Source organism: uncultured Amaricoccus sp., assembly GCF_937891315.1.
Taxonomy (GTDB): domain Bacteria; phylum Pseudomonadota; class Alphaproteobacteria; order Rhodobacterales; family Rhodobacteraceae; genus Amaricoccus.
This window is the reverse complement of sequence record NZ_CALAGI010000140.1, coordinates 9,685-28,595: the sequence shown is the minus strand read 5'-3', so window position 1 is coordinate 28,595 and position 18,911 is coordinate 9,685. Positions and strand designations below refer to the sequence as shown.

At 72.2% G+C, this 18,911-nt stretch carries 14 protein-coding genes and 1 tRNA gene; 9 read left to right on the top strand and 6 right to left on the bottom strand.

The window, feature by feature from the left end; genetic code table 11:
• Positions 1 to 67: 67 nt before the first annotated feature.
• From Q0480_RS13325 to Q0480_RS13315, 3 genes are all read right to left on the bottom strand, one after another.
• Positions 68 to 151, bottom strand: a tRNA-Leu gene (locus Q0480_RS13325).
• A gap of 101 nt (positions 152 to 252) precedes the next feature.
• Positions 253 to 2,097 (bottom strand): potassium/proton antiporter, encoded by a 1,845-nt coding sequence (locus Q0480_RS13320; protein ID WP_299133631.1) that lies wholly within the window; start codon positions 2,095 to 2,097, stop codon positions 253 to 255.
• A gap of 229 nt (positions 2,098 to 2,326) precedes the next feature.
• Positions 2,327 to 3,061 carry a molybdopterin-binding protein gene (locus Q0480_RS13315; protein WP_299133629.1) on the bottom strand — a complete coding sequence of 245 codons (735 nt, stop codon included), beginning with the start codon at positions 3,059 to 3,061 and terminating at the stop codon, positions 2,327 to 2,329.
• A 230-nt stretch (positions 3,062 to 3,291) separates the two neighbouring features.
• On the opposite strand from Q0480_RS13315, the gene map reads away from it, so the two are divergent.
• Positions 3,292 to 4,116 carry a type I methionyl aminopeptidase gene (map, locus tag Q0480_RS13310; protein ID WP_299133627.1) on the top strand — a complete coding sequence of 275 codons (825 nt, stop codon included), beginning with the start codon at positions 3,292 to 3,294 and terminating at the stop codon, positions 4,114 to 4,116.
• Between the two features lie 19 nt (positions 4,117 to 4,135).
• Here map and Q0480_RS13305 read toward each other — a convergent pair whose 3' ends face one another.
• A complete protein-coding gene (locus Q0480_RS13305; protein ID WP_299133625.1) occupies positions 4,136 to 4,486 on the bottom strand; it encodes a DMT family protein in 351 nt (116 codons plus the stop codon).
• A gap of 160 nt (positions 4,487 to 4,646) precedes the next feature.
• Between Q0480_RS13305 and Q0480_RS13300 the strand changes: the two genes are divergently transcribed.
• Complete coding sequence (locus Q0480_RS13300) at positions 4,647 to 4,820, top strand: hypothetical protein (RefSeq protein WP_299133624.1); 174 nt, start codon at positions 4,647 to 4,649, stop codon at positions 4,818 to 4,820.
• A 363-nt stretch (positions 4,821 to 5,183) separates the two neighbouring features.
• On the opposite strand, the gene Q0480_RS13295 is transcribed toward Q0480_RS13300, so the two are convergent.
• Positions 5,184 to 5,726 (bottom strand): ActR/PrrA/RegA family redox response regulator transcription factor, encoded by a 543-nt coding sequence (locus tag Q0480_RS13295; RefSeq protein WP_299133622.1) that lies wholly within the window; start codon positions 5,724 to 5,726, stop codon positions 5,184 to 5,186.
• Between the two features lie 78 nt (positions 5,727 to 5,804).
• Positions 5,805 to 6,437, bottom strand: a complete 633-nt coding sequence (locus tag Q0480_RS13290) for an SCO family protein (RefSeq protein ID WP_299133620.1) — start codon at positions 6,435 to 6,437, stop codon at positions 5,805 to 5,807.
• A 127-nt stretch (positions 6,438 to 6,564) separates the two neighbouring features.
• Here Q0480_RS13290 and regB point away from each other — a divergent pair, with 127 nt between their 5' ends.
• The 7 genes from regB to addA all read left to right on the top strand — a co-directional run bounded on the left by regB (position 6,565) and on the right by addA (position 18,911).
• Positions 6,565 to 7,932 carry a sensor histidine kinase RegB gene (regB, locus tag Q0480_RS13285; RefSeq protein WP_299133618.1) on the top strand — a complete coding sequence of 456 codons (1,368 nt, stop codon included), beginning with the start codon at positions 6,565 to 6,567 and terminating at the stop codon, positions 7,930 to 7,932.
• 109 nt (positions 7,933 to 8,041) lie between these two features.
• Positions 8,042 to 10,267: a PAS-domain containing protein gene (locus Q0480_RS13280; RefSeq protein ID WP_299133617.1), complete on the top strand. Its 2,226-nt coding sequence runs from the start codon at positions 8,042 to 8,044 to the stop codon at positions 10,265 to 10,267.
• Between the two features lie 194 nt (positions 10,268 to 10,461).
• Complete coding sequence (gene tsaE / locus Q0480_RS13275; protein WP_299133615.1) at positions 10,462 to 10,947, top strand: tRNA (adenosine(37)-N6)-threonylcarbamoyltransferase complex ATPase subunit type 1 TsaE; 486 nt, start codon at positions 10,462 to 10,464, stop codon at positions 10,945 to 10,947.
• Complete coding sequence (locus tag Q0480_RS13270) at positions 10,944 to 11,945, top strand: phosphotransferase (RefSeq protein ID WP_299133613.1); 1,002 nt, start codon at positions 10,944 to 10,946, stop codon at positions 11,943 to 11,945. Before tsaE ends, Q0480_RS13270 begins: the two co-directional genes overlap by 4 nt.
• The gene (locus Q0480_RS13265) at positions 11,942 to 12,637 is read left to right on the top strand and encodes a nucleotidyltransferase family protein (protein ID WP_299133611.1); all 696 of its coding nucleotides are present in this window, start codon (positions 11,942 to 11,944) and stop codon (positions 12,635 to 12,637) included. The genes Q0480_RS13270 and Q0480_RS13265 overlap by 4 nt, the downstream gene beginning before the upstream one ends.
• Positions 12,634 to 15,579, top strand: a complete 2,946-nt coding sequence (addB, locus tag Q0480_RS13260; RefSeq protein WP_299133610.1) for a double-strand break repair protein AddB — start codon at positions 12,634 to 12,636, stop codon at positions 15,577 to 15,579. Before Q0480_RS13265 ends, addB begins: the two co-directional genes overlap by 4 nt.
• Positions 15,570 to 18,911 carry a double-strand break repair helicase AddA gene (addA, locus tag Q0480_RS13255; protein ID WP_299133608.1) on the top strand — a complete coding sequence of 1,114 codons (3,342 nt, stop codon included), beginning with the start codon at positions 15,570 to 15,572 and terminating at the stop codon, positions 18,909 to 18,911. The genes addB and addA overlap by 10 nt, the downstream gene beginning before the upstream one ends.

Genomic DNA, 18,911 nt, shown 5'->3' with positions numbered 1-18,911 from the left:
GAAACCTCCGGCGCCGTGGGTCGGGGTTATCCTCTCAGCCCGTTCGCCCCACGTCTAGCGCCGGTTCTGGTGCGGACGGTGGGACTTGAACCCACACCCCCGAAGGAAGCGGATTTTAAGTCCGCCGCGTCTACCGTTTCGCCACGTCCGCCCTCGGACCTCCTACGGTCAAGCAGCGCCCCGGCGCAAGCCCCGCGGGCGGGGCGGGCCACGGCGATCCCATTCGACCGCTCCTCGCGAATGGTCCACGGGTTACGAGCCGTCGTTTCGCGGGCTAGAGGGCCGGCGGGGGTGGAGACGACCGACCCAGCGGCGCAGGGGGCCGAGTTCGTCGGCCTCCTCCTCGAGGCGGCGCAGCAGACTCTCGTCGGGCTCAACCCGCAGCAACTCGTTGAGTTGCAGGCCGAGACTGGCGACGCGCCCCGATTCGAGCTTGCGGACCACGAACTGCGCGCCGGGCAGGCTGATCCGCGCGTCGAGGGCCGGCTTCGCGCCGAGCGTCTTCGCCGCCCAGTCGGCAATCGTCGTCTTGGGGTCGGCCGCGCCGAAATCGAGGCCATAGAAGGCGGCCACCTCGCCAATCCGGCTTTCGCCCCGGATCGGCAGTTCGCCGAACATGAAACCGAGGCGGCGCGCCACGTCCGGGCTGGTGCGAAAAAGGCTGTCGAGCCGCGGCAACCGCTCGCGCGGGACGAGGAAATAACAATAGTCGCCGGCGCGCAAAGGCCCCGCGGTTGGCGGATCGAGGATCTGGGTCTTGCGGACCACCATCAGTTGGCGCGCCCATGCCGGCATTCGCGACAGGCCGAGGATCACGCTGTCGCCAGTGACGGCGTAGCCGACGATCTCCTGCGCGGTCTGGCCGGGAATGTCGATCTCGATGCGGCTTCTGCTCGGCGTCGTCTTCTTCAGGGCGACGCCGAACCAGTGCGCGGCTTTGGTGAGCGTCGAGCCCTGGCCGGCGAGCGACAGGAGCACGACGAAGAAGGCGATGTTGAAATAGACCGCGCCGTCGGTGACCCCGGCCAGTGTCGGGATCGCGGCGAGAAAGATCGAGACGGCGCCGCGCAGCCCGACCCAGGAGACGAAGAGCTTCTCGTTGCGCTCGAAGCCGAAGGGCCCGAGGCAGGCCCAGACGGCGGCGGGGCGCGCGACGAAGGTGAGCACCAGCGCGATGACGATGCCGGGCAGGGCGAAGTCCCAGAGCGCGCTCGGGGTGACGAGCAGACCGAGCACCAGGAACATCACGATCTGGCAGAGCCAGGTCACCGCGTCGTGGAAGCCGACGATCGAGGGATAGGCCCGTGTTGGCCGGTTCGCCATCACGAGCCCGGCGATATAGACCGCGAGCAGCCCGCTGCCCTGGGCGAGCGAGGTCGCCGACGAGATGAGCACGGCGCTGGCCACCACGAAGAGCGGATGCAGGCCGCCAGGCATCTGGATGCGATTGAGCACCCAGACCAGCGCCAACCCGCCGCAGATCCCCGCCGCCGCGCCGATCACCGCCTGCTGGCCGATATGCAGCGCCACCAGCCAGCCGGACATGGAATGGTCCGAGAGCAGATATTCGGTCAGCACGATGACGAGGAATACCGCGATCGGATCATTGGTGCCGGATTCGATCTCGAGCGTCGATCCGACCCGACTTTGCAGTCGCAGCCCGCCGGTGCGCAGCAGGAAGAACACAGCCGCCGCGTCGGTCGAGGCGACGATCGCCCCGAGCAGCAGCGCCTCGACCGGCGCGAGGTCGAGCACCCACATGCCGGCGACCCCGGTGATCGCGGCGGTGATCACCACCCCCGCCGTCGCCAGCAGCATCGAGGGCGCGAGCACACCGCGAAACACCGAGAACCGGGTGCGCAGGCCACCGTCGAACAGGATGATCGACAGCGCGATCGAGCCGACGAGATAGGTGACGCGGTAATTGTCGAAGACGATGCCGCCCGGCCCATCCTCGCCCGCGAGCATGCCAACCACGAGGAACACGAGCAGCAGCGGCGCGCCGAACCGGGTGGCGACGAGGCTGGAGAAGATGCCGATCAGCACGAGGGCCGCGCCGACGAAGATCAGCGTGTTGACGAGTTCGAGACTTTCCATCCCCATCCCGCGACTTTGTTGCGCGCGCGCCGCCAAATCACTATCGCGGCCAGCCTGACCAGAGGCAAGCGCCCGCCAATCACATCCCCGCCAATCACATCCTAGGGTTATCGCGTTTCGTTGTTCCGGATCGGCTCGCGACCCCCGCGTGGCTGTGTCTCGCGTCAAGCGTCTCCGCGAGCCCTTGCGCCGGCTCGCTCGCCAGCGGCCCGGCTCCGGCGATTCCGGGTCACGCCTCGCCGAGACGGGCCGTCATCGCGCGGAGATCGGCCATCGCCGCGTCGAGGGCGCCGGCATCCTCGGTCCGGGCGACGAGGTTGGTGCCGTGGCGGCCTTCCTCGCTGAAGGGATAGCTGCCGATCGAGACGCCCGGATGCGCCTCGGCCACCGCCTTCAGCGGGCCCGCGACCTTGCCCTCCGGATGATCGACGCGCAGCGTTCCGGACAGCATCGGCGCGCCGCCTTCCAGGCCGGGCAGGAGCGCGGCGACCATCGCGTGGAACACCGAGGGCACGCCGGCCATGACATGCACGTTGCCGAGCGAGAAGCCGGGGGCCTTCGAGACCGCGTTGACGATCAGCGTCGCGCCGTCGGGAATGCGCGCCATGCGCAGCCGGGCCGGGTTCAGCTCCACCTCCGGATTGGCGTAGTTGCTGGCGAGGAGCGCGCGGGCATCCTCGCGCACGTCGATCCCGACACCGAAGGCCGCGGCGACCGAGTCCGCCGTGATGTCGTCATGCGTCGGACCGATGCCGCCCGAGGTGAAGACATGAGTGTAGCGCGCGCGCAGCGCATTGACCGCCGCGATGATCTCCTCGGCGACGTCGGGCACCACGCGGGTCTCGCGCAGCGCGATGCCCTTCTCGACCAGCGCCCGGGCGAGATGCGGCATGTTGGTGTCCTGAGTGCGGCCGGAGAGGATCTCGTCCCCGATGGTCAGCATGGCGGCGGTGGGATTTGGCATGGGGCGAAGGCTCCGGCATCGCGGGGATTCGCGCAGGTATATCCGCTTTCCCGGCGGCGTCATGCGGGAAGCCGCGCCCCGCGGTGTCCGAATTGGGCCGCTACCCGCGTCCTCCGGGGTGGAAACCTGGGCGCGCGGCCACTACCTTGCGCCCTTGAGGTTTGAAATCGGCGCGGACCCGGCGTATTTCCCGGACGCGACGAGGGTGCATTCTGTCAGGAGAGCCCGCCTTGGAAGGTTATCTGCCCAGCCGCCTGAACAAGGACGGCATCCGCATCCACGAGGCGCGGGATTTCGACGGCATGCGCGCCGCCGGCCTGCTGGTCGCGCGCATCCTCGACGCGATTCGCCACGAGGTCAGACCCGGCGTCTCGACGCTGGAGCTCGACACGGCGATCCACCGGATGATCGGGGACGCGGGCGCGGTGTCGGCGACGGTCGGCTACAAGGGCTATCGCCACGCCTCCTGCGTCTCGATCAACCACGTGGTCTGTCACGGCATCCCGTCGGACAGGCGGCTGCGCGACGGTGACGTGCTGAATATCGACGTGACCGTGATCCTCGACGGCTGGTACGGCGATTCGAGCCGGATGTACGTGGCGGGCCCCCCGCCGCGCAAGGCCGAGCGGCTGATCGACATCACCCACGACGCGCTGATGGAGGGCATCGCCCAGGTCCGGCCCGGCCAGACCTTCGGCGACATCGGCGCGGCGATCCAGCGCTACGCCGAGGCGCATCGCTGCTCGGTGGTGCGCGACTTCTGCGGTCACGGGCTTGGCCGGGTGTTCCACGCGGCGCCGAACGTGCTGCACTACGGGCGCTGGGGCACCGGGCCGGTGCTGGAGGAGGGCATGTTCTTCACCATCGAGCCGATGATCAATCTCGGCCGGCCGGAGACCAAGGTGCTCGATGACGACTGGACGGCGGTGACCAAGGATCGCTCGCTCAGCGCGCAATTCGAGCATTCGATCGGCGTGACCGCGGGGGGCTGCGAGATCTTCACCCTGTCGCCCGAGGGGCGGTTCCACCCGACCTGGGACCGCGCACCGGCCTGACCGGCCGGCGCAGGCCGTTTCAGAACGGTTTGAACACGAAGGCGGCGCCCAGCGCGATCAGCGCGAAGCCGACCGCGTGGTTCCAGCGCAGGGCCTCGCCGAGATAGGTGACCGAGAAGACGGCGAAGACCGCCAGGGTGATCACCTCCTGGATGGTCTTGAGTTCGGCCGCGCTGAAATGCGTATGGCCCACGCGGTTGGCCGGCACCTGCAACATGTATTCGAAGAAGGCGATGCCCCAGCTGACGAAGATCACGGTGACCAGCGGCGTGGCGGGATATTTCAGATGCCCATACCAGGCGAATGTCATGAAGACGTTCGAGGCGATCAGGAGGCCGATGGTGACGACCGGGACGGGCAAACCGAACATGGGGATCCTTACGAGACAGTGGCGGCGGGCGCTCTCGGAGCCGCGGTTATGACATCGCGACGCGGCGAGACTCCAGAGCGGGCGGGCCTCGGGATTTTGCTTGATCCCGCGACGGGGCGGGGAGAGGGTGGGCCGATTTCAACCGGAGGGGGTCGGAGAGATGGAGCGCGGTCTGGTCATGCTGTTTGCGAGCCTCTGGCTGGCCGCCTGCGGATCGTCCGAGCCGCCGTCCGAGCCATCGTCCGGTCCTTCGGTGACCGCCGCCCCGGTCCGCGCCGTTCCCTGCGACGACGGCGGTTCGGGCGGCGTGCTGATCGACGGGGTCTGCCTCTGACGCCTGCCCCTTGGCGCTCCGCCCTTGGGCCCGGCGGCCGCTGCCGCGGCCGCCACAGGAGCGGCCTGTTGGCCGCGAGTCAGGTTTCTCCCCGCCCTTTGGCGGGGCCCCTCGTCCTGCCCGATAGGAATTCTGCCAATATGAAACTGGAAGAAGCCGAGCGGCGGCGTGGTCGCTCAGGGCTTCCGAGGCACTGGAGGGCTGAGCCCCGGGTCAGCGAAGGGGTGCTCGGCGGCTGGTCGGCGCCTGTGGATCAGGCGCGGCGGGCGCCGCGCCCCGCATGGTCGGCGAGGGCGCGGAGGTGGTGGTCCAGAGATCCCGTCTGGTTGGGTGTTGCTCAGCGCGGGCACGGGCGCGGCCCGCTCACTTCGGGCCACGCTTGGAGAGGATCCGTTGCAGCGTGCGGCGGTGCATGCTGAGGCGGCGCGCGGTCTCCGAGACATTGCGGTCGCAGAGCTCGAAGATGCGATGGATATGCTCCCAGCGAACGCGGTCGGCCGACATCGGATTTTCCGGCGGCGGCGGCTTGTCACGCTGGCGGGCGAGTAGCGCGGCGGTCACGTCGTTCGCATCGGCGGGTTTCGAGAGGTAGTCGGTGGCGCCGATCTTGACGGCGGCGACCGCGGTGGCGATCGCGCCGTAGCCGGTCAGCACGACGATGCGCGAATCCGGCCGGATCTCGCGCAGCATCTCGACCAGCTCGAGCCCGTTGCCGTCCCGCAGCCGCAGGTCGATCACCGCGTAGGCCGGCGGCTGGGCGCGCGCCGCTTCACGGCCGGCCGCGACGGATTCGACCGCCCGCACCTCGAAGCCGCGCTTCTCCATCGCCCGCGACAGGCTGCGCCGGAAGGACTCGTCGTCGTCCAGGATCAGCAGCGACCGATCCGGTCCGATTTCATGCGGCATGACAGCCCCGGTGCAACGCCCCTCTCCCCCGCCATTTCCGGCGCCCTTTTGGCCGGCTTAGCACTTCCCGCCGGCGGATCAAAGCCGGGAGGCGTAGCAGGCGACCGACGTCGCCATCTCGTCGGGTGTCGCGTTCGAGCCGTAGAATTCGAGGAAGCCATGCGCCGGATCGACGAGATAGGTGAAGGTCGAATGGTCCATCATGTAGTAGTCGGTCGTATCCGCCTTGCGGTAGTAGACGCGAAAGGCGGCGGCGGCGGCGGCGATTTCCTCGGGCGTGCCGGTCAGGCCGACGAGGTCGGGATGAATCGCGGCGGCGAAGTCACGGACCACCGGCGGCGTGTCGCGCGCGGGGTCTATGGTGATGAAGACCTGGCCGACCCTGACCCCCCGGCTCGCCAACTCGTCGGCGACGAGCGCGTTGCGCGCGAGGTCGGTCGGGCAGAAGTCGGGGCAGAAGCTGTAGCCGAAATAGACGAGGGTCGGTCCGGTCAGCACGTCCTTGTCGGTGACCCGCCGGCCATCGCCGTCCGTCAGCGAGAACGGGCCGCCGATCGTCGCCACGCCGCCGGCGACCGTGCTCGAGCGGCAGTCCGCGAAGGGATCGCCGTCTCGGGGCACGAAGGCGAAATAGGCGGCGGCGCCGAGGCCGGCCGCGACGGCGAGCGCGGCCGAAAGGGCGAAGAGGCGGGTCGAGCGGCGGCTGTCCATCGCCGGCCTTCTGGCATGGTCGCGGGCTTCGTTCAAGGCGGGGGTGCCGGAGGCGGGCGATCACGTCCGGACGGACGTGGACGCGCGGTGGATATTCTTGCGCGCGAATTTGGCTTAGTCGGGGGTGATGAGCGATTCCGATCTCACTCTTCTCGCCGAGGATGCGCGCGGTTCCTGGCTGCGGCTGCGCACGCTGATCCTGCTGCGCTGGCTCGCGATCCTCGGCCAGACGGTGGCGGTGGCGGCGGCGGCGCCTTTGCTCGGCCTCCAGGTGCCGCTCGGTCCCTGCGCCTTGGTGATCGGCGCCGCCGTCGTCTTCAACGTGATGGCCATGGTCGGCACCGCGCAAAACCGCCGGCTGACCGAGGGCGAAGCGACATTGACGCTGCTGTTCGATGTCGGCCAGCTCGGGACGCTGCTGCTGCTGACCGGGGGCATCAGCAACCCCTTCGCGCTGCTGATGATCGCGCCGGTGACGATCAGCGCCTCGCTGCTCTCGCGGCGCAGCACGATCCTGCTCGCCGCCGCGGCCTGCGCCATCGTTTCGCTGCTCGCATTCGCCGCGCCGCCGCTGCGCCGGGCGGATGGCGCCTTGCTCGAGCCGCCGTCGCCGCTTCTGCTCGGCAGCTGGGCGGCGATCGTCATCGGCATCGTCTTCCTCGCCTTCTATGCAAGGCAGGTGAACCGCGAGGCGTTTTCGATGTCCCAGGCGCTCGGCGCCACGCAGATGGCGCTGGAGCGGGAGCAGCGGCTGACCACGCTGTCAGGCGTGGTGGCGGCGGCGGCGCACGAGTTCGGCACGCCGCTCGCCACCATCAAGCTCCTCTCGGCCGAACTCGCCGACGAGCTCGGCGACCGGCCGCAGCTGCGCGAGGACGCGCTCCTGATCCGGGCGCAGGCCGATCGCTGCCGCGACATCTTGCGCACGATGGGGCCGCGGGGGCGCGAGGACGAGTTGATGCGGTTCGCGCCGATCTCCGGCGTGATCGAGGAGGCCGCGGCGCCGCACGCGGGGCGGGGCACGCGGATCATCACCCGGGTCGAGGGCGCGCTGGTCGAGGAGGGCACCGTGCCGCAGCCCGAACTCGCGCGGCGGGCGGAGATCATCCAGGGTTTGCGCAACCTCGTGCAGAACGCGGTCGATTTCGCGCACACCGCCGTCTGGATCGATATCGACTGGACGGTGGACAATCTCCGTGTGCGGATCGGCGACGACGGGCCGGGCTATCCGCCGGAAGTCATCGGTCGCATCGGTGAGCCTTTCGTTCGGCGAAAGTCGGGTTCGCAGAAGGAGCGGCCGGGCTACGAGGGGATGGGGCTCGGCCTGTTCATCGCGAAGACGCTGCTCGAGCGGTCGGGCGCGCGGCTCGATTTCGGCAATGGCTCCGAGCCCTCGCGCGGGATGGCCTCGCGCGGGCCGGCTGAATTCGCCCGGCCGACGGGGGCGATCGTGACCGTGACCTGGCCGCGCGGCCGCGTGACCCGGCCGGAGTGAGCCACGGCGAGCGGCCCCGACGGCCCGGTCGGCCGGGCGGTCAGGGTTAAGACTTCCTTAAGACCCATGGCGTTCCCTGACCCGGCGAAATCCCAGAAAGCCGGGCGTGATGGAATTCACCGGACTGTCCCTTGTCGAATGGCCCCTGCTCGAACGCACGCCGGAGGTGATCGCCGCGGCGCTGGTCAGCGCGGTCGCGACCCTCGCGCTGCTGGCCGCCTTCGCGCCTCGGCTGCCGCTGCTGCGCGGTGGGCGGCAGGCGGCGCCGGACGACGGCGCGGCGAGCGGCGCCTGCGAGTTCCTGATCAGCGGATCAAGCGTGAAGCCGCTGTCCGAGCCGGCGCGGGCTTTGGTCGATTGTCTCGGCGCCGCGCCCTCGCGCCTCGCCGCGCTGGGCGACCACCTGGAGCCCGAATGCGCCGGCATTCGCCAGGATCTGGAGGCGCTCGTGCTCTATGGCACCGCCTTCCGCCACCATTGCGCCCGCCGCGACGGCACGGCCTTCGAGGTACTGGGCGAGCCGCGGGGCGCCGCCGCCTGGTTCGCGATCCGTCCGGCGAGCGAGGAGGCGCGTGCGCTCAAGGACGCGCAGGACGCGCTGGCGCGGGCCAACGGCGAGACCGCCTTCCTGCGCGACGTGCTCGACACCGCGCCGCTGGTCGCCTGGAGCAGCGCGCCCGACGGCCAGATCATCTGGGCCAACGCCGCCTATCGCGAGCGGTTCGACGCGCCGATCGCCGACATCCGCGACCATCGCGTGCCGAACGCCTTCGGCCATGTGCTGGAGGAGGTGCCGCTGACGCCGCGCGGAAAGGGCAGCCGGCGTCGGGTCTCGATCCCCGGCCGTCAGGAGACCGAGGCCCTGTGGTTCGAGGTGAGCCAGACGCCCGGCGGCGACGGCGGAATGCTCGGCTTCGCGTTGGCGGCGGACGATCTCGTCGCCGCCGAGGCGAGCCTGCGCCGCTTTGTCGAGACGCTGACCGAGACCTTCGCGCATCTGCCGATCGGGCTCGCGGTCTTCGACAAGAACCGGCGGCTCGGGCTCTTCAACCCCGCCCTGACCGATCTCGTGAAAATCGACGCGGTCTGGCTGGCCGGACGGCCGAGTTTGCGCGACTTTCTCGAACGGCTGCGCGAGACGCGGCAGATGCCGGAGCAGAAGGATTTCGCCTCCTGGCGCCGCAAGCTCGGCGAGCTCGAGGAGGGCGCGCGCGAGGGCACCTACGAAGAGAACTGGGTGCTGCCCTCGGGCAAGATCTTCCGCGTCACCGGCCGGCCGCATCCGCAGGGCGCGCTCGCCTTCCTGTTCGAGGATATTTCCTCGGCGATCATCCTCGAACGCAAGTACCGCTCGGAGCTGGAGCTCAGTCAGGCGACGCTCGACCGCATGGTCGAGGCGGTGGCGGTGTTCGACACTTCCGGCATGCTGGTCTTCGTCAATTCCTCCTTCGAGGCGCTGTGGACCCTCGCGCCGATGGACCGGCTGGACGGGCCGGGCGTCGCCGAGATGACCCGGCTCTGCGCCGAAGGTTGCCAGCCGAGCCCGGTCTGGGCGCAGCTGTCGGAATTCGCCACCGCCGCGGAGTCGCGGACCAGCTGGACGGCCGCCGTCGAGACGCTGGACGGCCGGACGCTGCATCTTCTGGTCGCGCCCTTGCCCGACGCCTCGACGCTCGTCGTCTTCCGCGATCTCTCCGCCGAACGCGCCGATCTGGGCGCCGCGCGCGAGCGGCTGATGGCGCTCGGCGCCGCGCGGGCCGAAGGGGCGGCGCTGGAGGAGCTGGCGCTGGAGCAGTTGCGCCTGCCGGTGGAACAGGCGGTGCGCCAGCTGATGGCCGCCATCCCCTCCGCCCAGACCCCGGAGGCGTTCCAGGCCCTGAGCACTGCGACCCAATCGCTGAAGGATGGGTTGTCGCGGGCCGGGGAGTTGCGCGCCCTGGCGCGGCGCGACGGCGAGCAAGGGCCGCTCGCGGGGCTGGAAGCGGCGCTGACCAAGCGCGGCCTCGGCCTCGCGCCCTGTCCCGACGCCGCGGCCTGGGCGCCGGATCTGCGCCGAGCCGCCGTGGCGCTCGGCTTCGCCCTCGCCGATCTCGCGGCGCCGGGCGCGGTGATCGCCTTCGCCGCGGAGCCGGACGGGCGGCGGCTGACCGCCTCGTCCGAGACCGGTGCCAAGGCCGGCGCGGAAGGCGTCGGCGCCGCGCTCGCACGTCGGATCATCGAGGAAGCCGGGGGCGCGCTGACCGTCGAGATCGCGTCGGGCCGCGCCACCTACGTCGCCGACCTCGCGACGCCGAAGCCGGCTTCCGCCGCCGATGGTGTCGCGTTGCGCGCCTGACGCAACGGCGCCGCTGTCCTGATCGGCGACCCGCTCCCCTGGCGCGGTGGCTTCCTCGGCTCCCGGTCCGCGCATTCGGCCCCGTCGCGAGGAGAGCCGAATGCGATGGCCCCGACCCCGAATCGCCGGGGGTTGCGTGCCCGGCGCGGGGTTGTAGAACAGCGGCGATAGCGCATTGCTGATCGGACTCCGTGTTGAAAACCACGCTCATTCTGACCGACGAGGCGGCCACCGAGGCGCTCGCGCGCGCGCTGGCGCCGGGGCTCGCCGCCGGCGATCTCGTGGCGCTCGTCGGGGGACTCGGCGTTGGCAAGAGCGTCTTCGCACGGGCGCTGATCGGCGCGCGGCTCGCCGCGCTCGGCCGGTCCGAGCGCGTACCCTCGCCGAGCTATACCCTGGTGCAGACCTACGATCTCGGCGCCGTGGAGCTGTGGCACGCCGACCTCTACCGGCTGGGCGCGCTCGACGAAATCGCCGAACTGGGGCTGGAGGAAGCCTTCGCCGGTGCGATCTGCGTCGTCGAATGGGCCGACCGGCTCGGCCCCGCGCTGCCGGCGCGGCGCCTGACCCTCGCGCTCGATTTCGCAGGCGATGGCGATGCGCGCCGCGCCGATCTGACGGCGGCGGGCGGTGGCTGGGACTGGCTGGCCGGCGCGCTGGCCGGCGCGAGCGTCGCGTGAGCCGAAGCGCGCGGATCGATGACTTCCTCGCCGCGGCGGGCTGGGCCGGGGCGCGCCGCGCGCCGCTGGCCGGTGACGCTTCGGCCCGCCGCTACGAGCGGATCGGGCGCGGCGACCGGCGGGCGATGCTGATGGACGCGCCGCCCGAGACCGGGCTCGACCTCGCCCCTTTCATCGCCGTCACCGGCTGGCTGCGCGGCCACGGCCTCGCGGCGCCGGAAATCCTCGCGACCGATCCCGCGGACGGCCTGTTGCTGCTTGAGGATCTCGGCGACGACCTTTTCGCCACGCTCTGCGCCGCCGATTCTTCGCGCGCGCCGGAGCTCTATGGCGCGGCGATCGACCTGCTCGTCCATTTCCAGTCGCTGCCGCCGCCCGGGGGCGACTGGACGCCGCCGCCCTACGACATGGCGGTGCTGATGCGCGAGGCGCGGCTGGCGACGGAATGGTATCTGCCGGCGGCGACCGGCGCGCCGGCGGGCACGCCGCCGCCGCCGGATCTGGCGGCGGAGTTCGATGCGCTGGCCGAGGCCGCGTTCGCGCCCCTGCTCCCGGCCTCGACGGTGCCGATCTATCGCGACTACCACGCCGAGAACCTGCTCTGGCTGCCGAAGCGCGCGGGCCATGCCCGGATCGGCCTGCTCGATTATCAGGACATGCTGATCGGCCATCCGGCCTATGACCTCGTATCGCTGCTGGAGGATGCGCGACGCGACGTCGATCCGGCGCTGCGAACGGCGATGATCGCCCGTTACCGCGACCGCGCCGGCACCGACGCCGAGGCGCTGGACCAGGCCGCGCATGTGCTCTCGGCGCAGCGCAACCTGAAAATCCTCGGGCTTTTCACCCGGCTTGCGCGGCGGGACGGCAAGCCGCGCTATCTCGGCTATCTCCCCCGGGTCTGGACCTATCTCAAGGCGGATCTCGCACATCCCGCCCTGGCACCGCTCGCGGCCTGGGTCGAGGCGCGCCTGCCGCCGCCGGGGGGCGCGGCATGACGGCGGAGGCCGGGATCATCTTCGCCGCCGGGCTCGGCACCCGCATGGGCGCGCTGACCCGGACGCGGCCGAAGGCGCTGATCGAGGTGGCGGGCCGGCCGCTGATCGATCATGCGCTGAGCCTTTACCGGGGGGCGGGCGTGCGGCGGATCGTCGTCAACGCCCACGCCCATGCCGAACAATTGCGGACCTGGCTCGCCGAGGCGGCGCCGGAGGCGCGGATCTCCTACGAGCCGAGGCTGCTGGAAACCGGTGGGGGGCTCCAGGCGGCGCGGCCGCTGCTCGGACCCGGGCCGGTCCTGACCCTCAACGCCGACATGGTCTGGGGCGGGGAGAATCCGATCGAACCGCTCCGCGCCGCCTGGGATCCGGCGCGGATGGATGCGCTGCTCTGCCTCGTGCCGCGGGCGGCGGCGCTGGGGCATACGGGCGCCGGCGATTTCCACCGCGCGGCCGACGGGCGCCTGACCCGGCGCGGGGCGGACGCGGCGGCGGATTTCGTCTATGCCGGCGCCGGCATCCTGGGGGCGGAGGCGCTGGCCGGGCTCGAAGGCGGGGTCTATTCGCTGAACGCGGTCTGGGATCCGATCCTCGCGGCCGGGCGGATGTTCGGCATCGTTCATCGGGGGGTCTGGGCCGATGTCGGCCGGCCCGAGGGGATCGCGCTGGCCGAAAAGGCGCTCGCGCGATGACCGCCCTTTTCACCCCGAGCGACGGCCCGAGGGTCTTCGCCCTGCCGCCCGGTGTCGATTTCGGCGCAGCGCTGGTCGCAGGGCTTGAGGCGCGGCTCGCCGGCCAGCCGCCGGAGGCGATGGCGCGGGTGGAGATCTGGGTGAATACCCAGCGCATGCGCCGGGCGCTGGTCGATCTGCTGGCGCGCGGGCCGGCCCGCCTGCTGCCGCGGGTGCGCGCGGTGACCGAGCTGGCGGAGGATCCGCTGGCCCCCGGCCTCGACTCGCCCCCCGTTTCGGCGCTGCGCCGCAAGCTCGAACTGTCGCGGCTGATCGGCCGCCTGCTCGCCGTCGAGCCCGGCCTCGCGGCGGAGACCGCCGCCTTCGACCTCGCCGACAGCCTGGCCGACCTGATGGACGAGACGCAGGGCGAGGGCGTGCCGGCGGGCGCGATCCTCGGGATCGACGCCGGCGAGCACGCCGAGCACTGGCAGCGCGGCCTGCGGTTTCTGACCCTGCTCGCCGATTACATGGCGGCCGGCGCCTCGACCGATGGCGAGGGCCGGATGCGCGCCGTCGCCGCCGCGCTGGCCGAGCGCTGGGCGGCGCGGCCGCCGGACCATCCGGTGATCGTCGCCGGCTCGACCGGTTCGCGCGGGGCGACGCGGCTGTTCATGGCGGCGGTCGCCGCGCTGCCCCAAGGGGCGCTGGTCCTGCCGGGTTTCGACGCCGATCTGCCGCCGGGTGTCTGGCGCCGGCTCGGGCGCGACGATCCGGGCGCGGCCGACCATCCGCAGCATGGCTTTCGCCGGCTCGCCGACGCGCTCGGCTTCGATCCGTCCGGTGTCCCGGCCTGGACCGCGGCGCCGCCGCCCGCGCCCGCGCGCAACGCCCTCGTCTCGCTGGCGCTGCGGCCCGCTCCGGTCACCGACCAATGGCGGGTCGAGGGGCGGGCGATGGCGCCGGACCTGGCCGCCGCCTGCGTGGGCGTGACCTGGGTCGAGGCGCCCGATCCCCGGTCCGAAGCGTTGACCCTCGCGCTGGCCCTGCGCGGCGCGGCCGAAACGGGGGAAACCGCGGCGCTGGTGACGCCCGACCGGATGCTCGCGCGGCGGGTCACGGCGGAGCTCGACCGCTGGAGCATCCTGCCCGACGACAGCGCGGGCCGGCCGCTGGCGCTGACCCCGCCCGGCGTCCTGCTGCGCCGCGTCGCCGAGCTGATCGGCGCGCCGCTGACCCCCGAGGCGCTGCTGATCCTGCTGAAACATCCCCTGACCAACGCCGGCCCCGATGCGCGCGGCGCCCATCTGCGCTTGACCGCGCGGCTGGAGCGGCGGCTGCGCGGCGGCGCGCCGACCATCGACTGGGACGTGCTGGCTGCGCAAGCCGAAGGCGAGGACGCGGCAGCCTGGCTCGGCTGGCTCCGCGCAAGCCTCGCGCCGCTCGCCGCCGCCGGGACGGCGCCGCTCGCCGAGACCGTCGCCGCCCATGTCGGCGCCGCCGAGGCGCTGGCCGCCGGGCCGGCGGGCACCGCCGCCGCGCTCTGGGACCGCGAGGCCGGCCGGCAGGCCCGCGCGATGACCGAGTCGCTGGCGCTGGAAGCCGACGCCTATGGCGCGATCGCGCCGGTCGAATACCGCGCGCTGCTCGCCTCGCTGATGGCCGCGCGCGACGTGCCGGAGGAAGCGGTGGTCACCCATCCCGGCATCTTCATCTGGGGCACGCTGGAGGCGCGGGCGCGGTCGGCCGATCTGGTGATCCTCGGCGGGCTCAACGAGGGCGTATGGCCGCGGCTGCCCGGCGCCGACCCCTGGCTCAACCGCGCGATGCGGCGCGAGATCGGCCTGCCGAGCCCGGAGCGGCGGATCGGCCTCTCGGCGCACGATTTCCAGCAGGCGGCCGGCGCGCCGAAGGTGATCTTCTCGCGCGCGACCCGTGACACCGAGGCGCCGACCGTCGGCGCGCGCTGGCTGCTGCGGCTCGAGAACCTGCTGCTGGGCCTGCCGCCCGAGGGGCCCGCCGCGCTCGCGGCCGCGCGGGCACGCGGGCGGGTGCTCGTCGCACAGGCCGCGCGGCTCGACCGGCCAACGGCGCCGACGCGGCCCGCCCCGCGCCCGGCGCCCCGGCCGCCGCTCTCGGCCTTTCCGGCGGAGCTGTCGGTCACCCAGATCGAGACGCTGGTTCGCGATCCCTACGAGATTTACGCCTCCAAGGTGCTGCGCCTGCGGCGGCTCGATCCGATCGGCCGCCAGCCGGACGCGCTGACCCGGGGCAGCGCGATCCATGCGGTGCTAGACGCTTTTCTCGGTGCCACCGGGGACGCCTTGCCAGACAACGCCGCGCAGCTCTTCCGCGCGGCGGCGGAGGCGGAATTCGCCCGCGTCGCGCCCTGGCCGGCGGTGCGCGCGCTCTGGATCGCCCGGCTCGACCGTGCCACCGACTGGTTCCTGCTCGGCGAGGCCGACCGGCGCGAACGCGCAGGCCCGCTGGCGCGGGAGTTGCGCGGGCGCCGGAACCTCGATGGCCTCGCCGCGCCGATGGCTGTCACCGCGCGGGCCGACCGGATCGACCGCGGGCCCGATGGCCGCTATGCGATCTACGACTACAAGTCCGGCGCCATTCCGTCCGACAAATACGCCCGCGCCTTTCATCTGCAACTACCGCTCGAAGCGGCGATCGCCGAGGCCGGCGGCTTCGAAGGCCTGCCCGCCGGCACGGCGTTCCATCTCGAGCTGATCGGCCTCGGCGCCCGGAAGACCCTTCCCATCGACGCGAGGCCGGAGGCGATCGCCGCGATCTGGACGCGGCTGCGCGGCCTGATCGCCTTCTACCAGACCCCGGCGAACGGCTTCGCCGCGCGCCTGCGACCCGGCCGCGTCCAGTTCGAGAGCGCCTACGACCATCTGGCGCGGCGCGGTGAATGGGCGGATGGCGACATGCCGGGGGACTGGGAATGGAGATGAACGCCGCGCTCGAGGCGCAGATCCGCGCGGCGACGCCCGATGCCTCGAGTTGGGTCTCGGCCAATGCCGGTTCCGGCAAGACGCGGGTGCTGACCGACCGGGTGGCCCGCCTGCTGCTCTCCGGAACCGATCCGGGCAAGATCCTCTGCCTCACCTACACCAAGGCGGCGGCGGCGGAGATGCAGAACCGCCTCTTCGCCGCGCTCGGCCGCTGGGCGATGCTCGGCGACGCCGAACTCCGCGCGGCGCTGCGCGCGCTCGGCGAGCCGGGAGCGACCATTCCGCCTGTGGATCTCGACCGCGCGCGCACGCTGTTCGCCCGCGCGCTGGAGACGCCGGGCGGGCTCAAGATCCAGACGATCCACGCTTTCTGCGACTCGCTGCTGCGTCGTTTCCCGCTGGAGGCGGGCGTCGCCCCGCGCTTCAGCGTGCTCGAGGATCGTCAGGCGAGGGCGCTGCGAGAGGCGGCGCTCGACGCGGTCGCCGAAGCGGAGCCGGCGATCTTCGGCGCCATGGCGTTCTATCTCGGCGGTGGCGAGCCGGATCCGTTCCTCGCGGAAATCGCCCATGCCCGCGCGCTCTTCGCCGGTCCGTTCGACGCGGCGTCCCTCGCCGCGCGGCTCGGCGCGCCGGCGGGCGTCACCCCGGCCGACCTGCTGGCGGAGGTCGCGGTGCCGGAGGCGGCGCTGCGCGCGCTGATCCCGATTCTTCTCGACAGTTCTCCCGCGGACCACCGCCTCGCCCACCGGCTCGCCGGCATCCTCGCCGCGCCGGAGCGCGACCGCCTGCCACTTCTCGAAGACGCACTGCTGTTCGGAGCCAACACCAAGGCGCCCTTCACGCCGAACGGCGCGCCGACCAAGGCGATCCGAGGCGACCATCCGGCGCTCGTGGCGACGCTCGACGCGCTCGAGGACCGGGTCGCCACCGCCCGGCCGCGCCGCGTCGCGCTGTCGGCGCTCGCGAAATCCGCCACGCTGAACCAGTTCGCCCGCGCCTTTCTGGACCGCTACGACGCGAGAAAACGCGCGCTCGGCGCGCTCGATTTCGACGACCTGATCGAACGGTCCGTGCGCCTGCTGGAGCGGCCGGAAACCGCGGCCTGGGTGCTCTACCGGCTCGACGGCGGGCTCGATCACATCCTGGTCGACGAGGCGCAGGACACCAGCCCGTCGCAATGGCGGGTGATCGAGGCGATCTCGGCCGAGTTCTTCACCGGCCTCGGCGCCCGCGAGGTCGCGCGGACCATCTTCGTCGTCGGCGACGAGAAACAGTCGATCTACAGCTTCCAGGGGGCCGCGCCTGGCGCCTTCGACGACATGCGCCGCTTCTTCGAGGCGCGGCTCGCCGAGCAGGACGACGCGCTGCGGCGCTGCGACCTGCTCTATTCCTTCCGCTCCGCGCCGACGATTCTGAGGCTGGTCGACACGGTTTTCAACGCCGCGCAGGGCGCCGGACTCGCCGATGGCGTGGCCCATCACGCGCAGTTTCCGGATCAGCCGGGCCGCGTCGAGCTCTGGCCGTTCCTGCCGAAGCCCGAGACGCCGGAGGAAAGCCCCTGGGACGAGCCGCTCGACGCGCTGACGCCCGAGGATCCGATCGCTCTGCTCGCCAACAGGGTCGCGGAGCGGATCCGGAGCTGGCTCGACAGCGGCCAGCCCTTGCCCGGCGCCGGCCGGCCGGTCCGCGCCGGCGACGTGCTGATCCTCGTCCAGCGCCGCGACGAGCTGTTCGACGCGATCATCCGGGCGCTGAAGGCGGCGGGGGTTCCGGTCGCGGGGGCCGATCTCCTGCGCGTCGGCGGCGAACTCGCGGTGAAGGACCTGCTCGCCGCGCTGCGCTTCGCCGCGACCCCCGGCGATGACCTCTCGCTCGCCGCCTTCCTGCGCGGCCCGCTGGGCGAGGTCGGCGAGGAGGAGTTGTTCGGCCTCGCCCATCCCCGGACCGGCACGCTCTGGGCCGAACTGCGCGGCCGGCCGGCGGAGGAATTCGCGCGGGTCCGGGCACTGCTCGCCGACATGCTGGCGCAGGCCGACTATCTCCGCCCCTACGAGATGCTGCAGCGCCTGCTCATCCGGCACGACGGCCGCCGCCGGCTGACCGGGCGCCTCGGGACCGAGGCGGAGGACGGGATCGACGCGCTGCTCGACCAGGCGCTGGCCTACGAGGGCGTCGAGGCGCCGAGCCTGACCGGTTTTCTCGCCTGGATCGACCGCGACGAGATGAAGGTGAAGCGCCGGATGGACACGGGCGCCGATCAGGTGCGGGTGATGACCGTGCATGGCGCCAAGGGGCTGGAGGCACCGATCGTGATCCTGCCCGACACCGCGACGCGGCGGGAGCCGCGGGTGCCGGAGGTGCTGCCGCTCGGCGGCGGCGCGGCGGCCTGGCGCATGACGCGCGGCACCGGGCCGGCGCCGCTGGAGGAAGCCGACGCCGGGCGCCGGGCGCCGATCCGCGCCGAGAACCTGCGCCTGCTCTATGTGGCGCTGACCCGGCCGCGCAACTGGCTGATCGTCTGCGGCGCCGGCGTCGCGCCGCGCGGCGACGCCTGGCACGGCATCGTGCGGAGCGCGCTGGAAAGCCTGGCGCCGCGGACCGAACCCGGCCCGGACGGCGATATCCTGTTCCTGGATCATAACTGGGCGGAGGCGGGGCCGGCGGCCGCGCTGACCCCGCCAGAGGCGCCGGCCGATCCGCCCGCCTGGGCCGCGCGGCCGGCGCCGGCACGGCGACCGGCGCCCGCGTCGCTGTCGCCCTCCGGCCTCGGCGGTGGCCATGCCTTGCCGGCCGAGGTGCTTCTACCCGAAATCGAGGCGCTGGCACGCGGCGAGGCGGTGCATCGCCTGCTCGAGCACCTGCGCGACGCGGACCCGGCCGGTTGGCCCGCGCTCGCCGCCCGCCTGCTGCCCGGCTTCCCCGACCCCGCCGAGATCCTCGCCGAGGCCGCCGCGGTGCTGACCGCCCCCGCCCTGGCCGAGATCTTCGGTCCGGGCACGCTGGCCGAGGTCGATATCGCGGCGCCGCTCGGCGCGCTTGGCGGACGGACGGTTGTCGGGCGCATCGACCGGCTGGTGGTGAGCGGGGATCGCGTGCTCGCGGTCGATTTCAAGAGCAACCGCGTGGTGCCCGATCGGCCCGAGCAAGTGCCCGAGGGTATCCTGCGGCAGATGGGCGCCTATCACGCCGCGCTGGGGCACATCTGGCCGGGACGCCGGATCGAGGCCGCGATTCTCTGGACCCGCGCCGCGCGGCTGATGCCGCTGCCGGCGAAGCTCATCGGCGATGCGCTCGCCCGGGCGCACCTTGACCCCGATGGGGTGGGTTCATAG

What these genes read in the sequence shown, in the direction of transcription:
- Q0480_RS13320 (WP_299133631.1), bottom strand. Translation starts at nt 2,097, where the DNA reads ATGGAAAGTCTCGAACTCGTCAACACGCTGATCTTCGTCGGCGCGGCC.
- Q0480_RS13315 (WP_299133629.1), bottom strand. Translation starts at nt 3,061, where the DNA reads ATGCCAAATCCCACCGCCGCCATGCTGACCATCGGGGACGAGATCCTC.
- Q0480_RS13305 (WP_299133625.1), bottom strand. Translation starts at nt 4,486, where the DNA reads ATGTTCGGTTTGCCCGTCCCGGTCGTCACCATCGGCCTCCTGATCGCC.
- Q0480_RS13300 (WP_299133624.1), top strand. Translation starts at nt 4,647, where the DNA reads ATGGAGCGCGGTCTGGTCATGCTGTTTGCGAGCCTCTGGCTGGCCGCC.
- Q0480_RS13295 (WP_299133622.1), bottom strand. Translation starts at nt 5,726, where the DNA reads ATGCCGCATGAAATCGGACCGGATCGGTCGCTGCTGATCCTGGACGAC.
- Q0480_RS13290 (WP_299133620.1), bottom strand. Translation starts at nt 6,437, where the DNA reads ATGGACAGCCGCCGCTCGACCCGCCTCTTCGCCCTTTCGGCCGCGCTC.
- regB (WP_299133618.1), top strand. Translation starts at nt 6,565, where the DNA reads ATGAGCGATTCCGATCTCACTCTTCTCGCCGAGGATGCGCGCGGTTCC.
- Q0480_RS13280 (WP_299133617.1), top strand. Translation starts at nt 8,042, where the DNA reads ATGGAATTCACCGGACTGTCCCTTGTCGAATGGCCCCTGCTCGAACGC.
- Q0480_RS13265 (WP_299133611.1), top strand. Translation starts at nt 11,942, where the DNA reads ATGACGGCGGAGGCCGGGATCATCTTCGCCGCCGGGCTCGGCACCCGC.
- addB (WP_299133610.1), top strand. Translation starts at nt 12,634, where the DNA reads ATGACCGCCCTTTTCACCCCGAGCGACGGCCCGAGGGTCTTCGCCCTG.
- addA (WP_299133608.1), top strand. Translation starts at nt 15,570, where the DNA reads ATGGAGATGAACGCCGCGCTCGAGGCGCAGATCCGCGCGGCGACGCCC.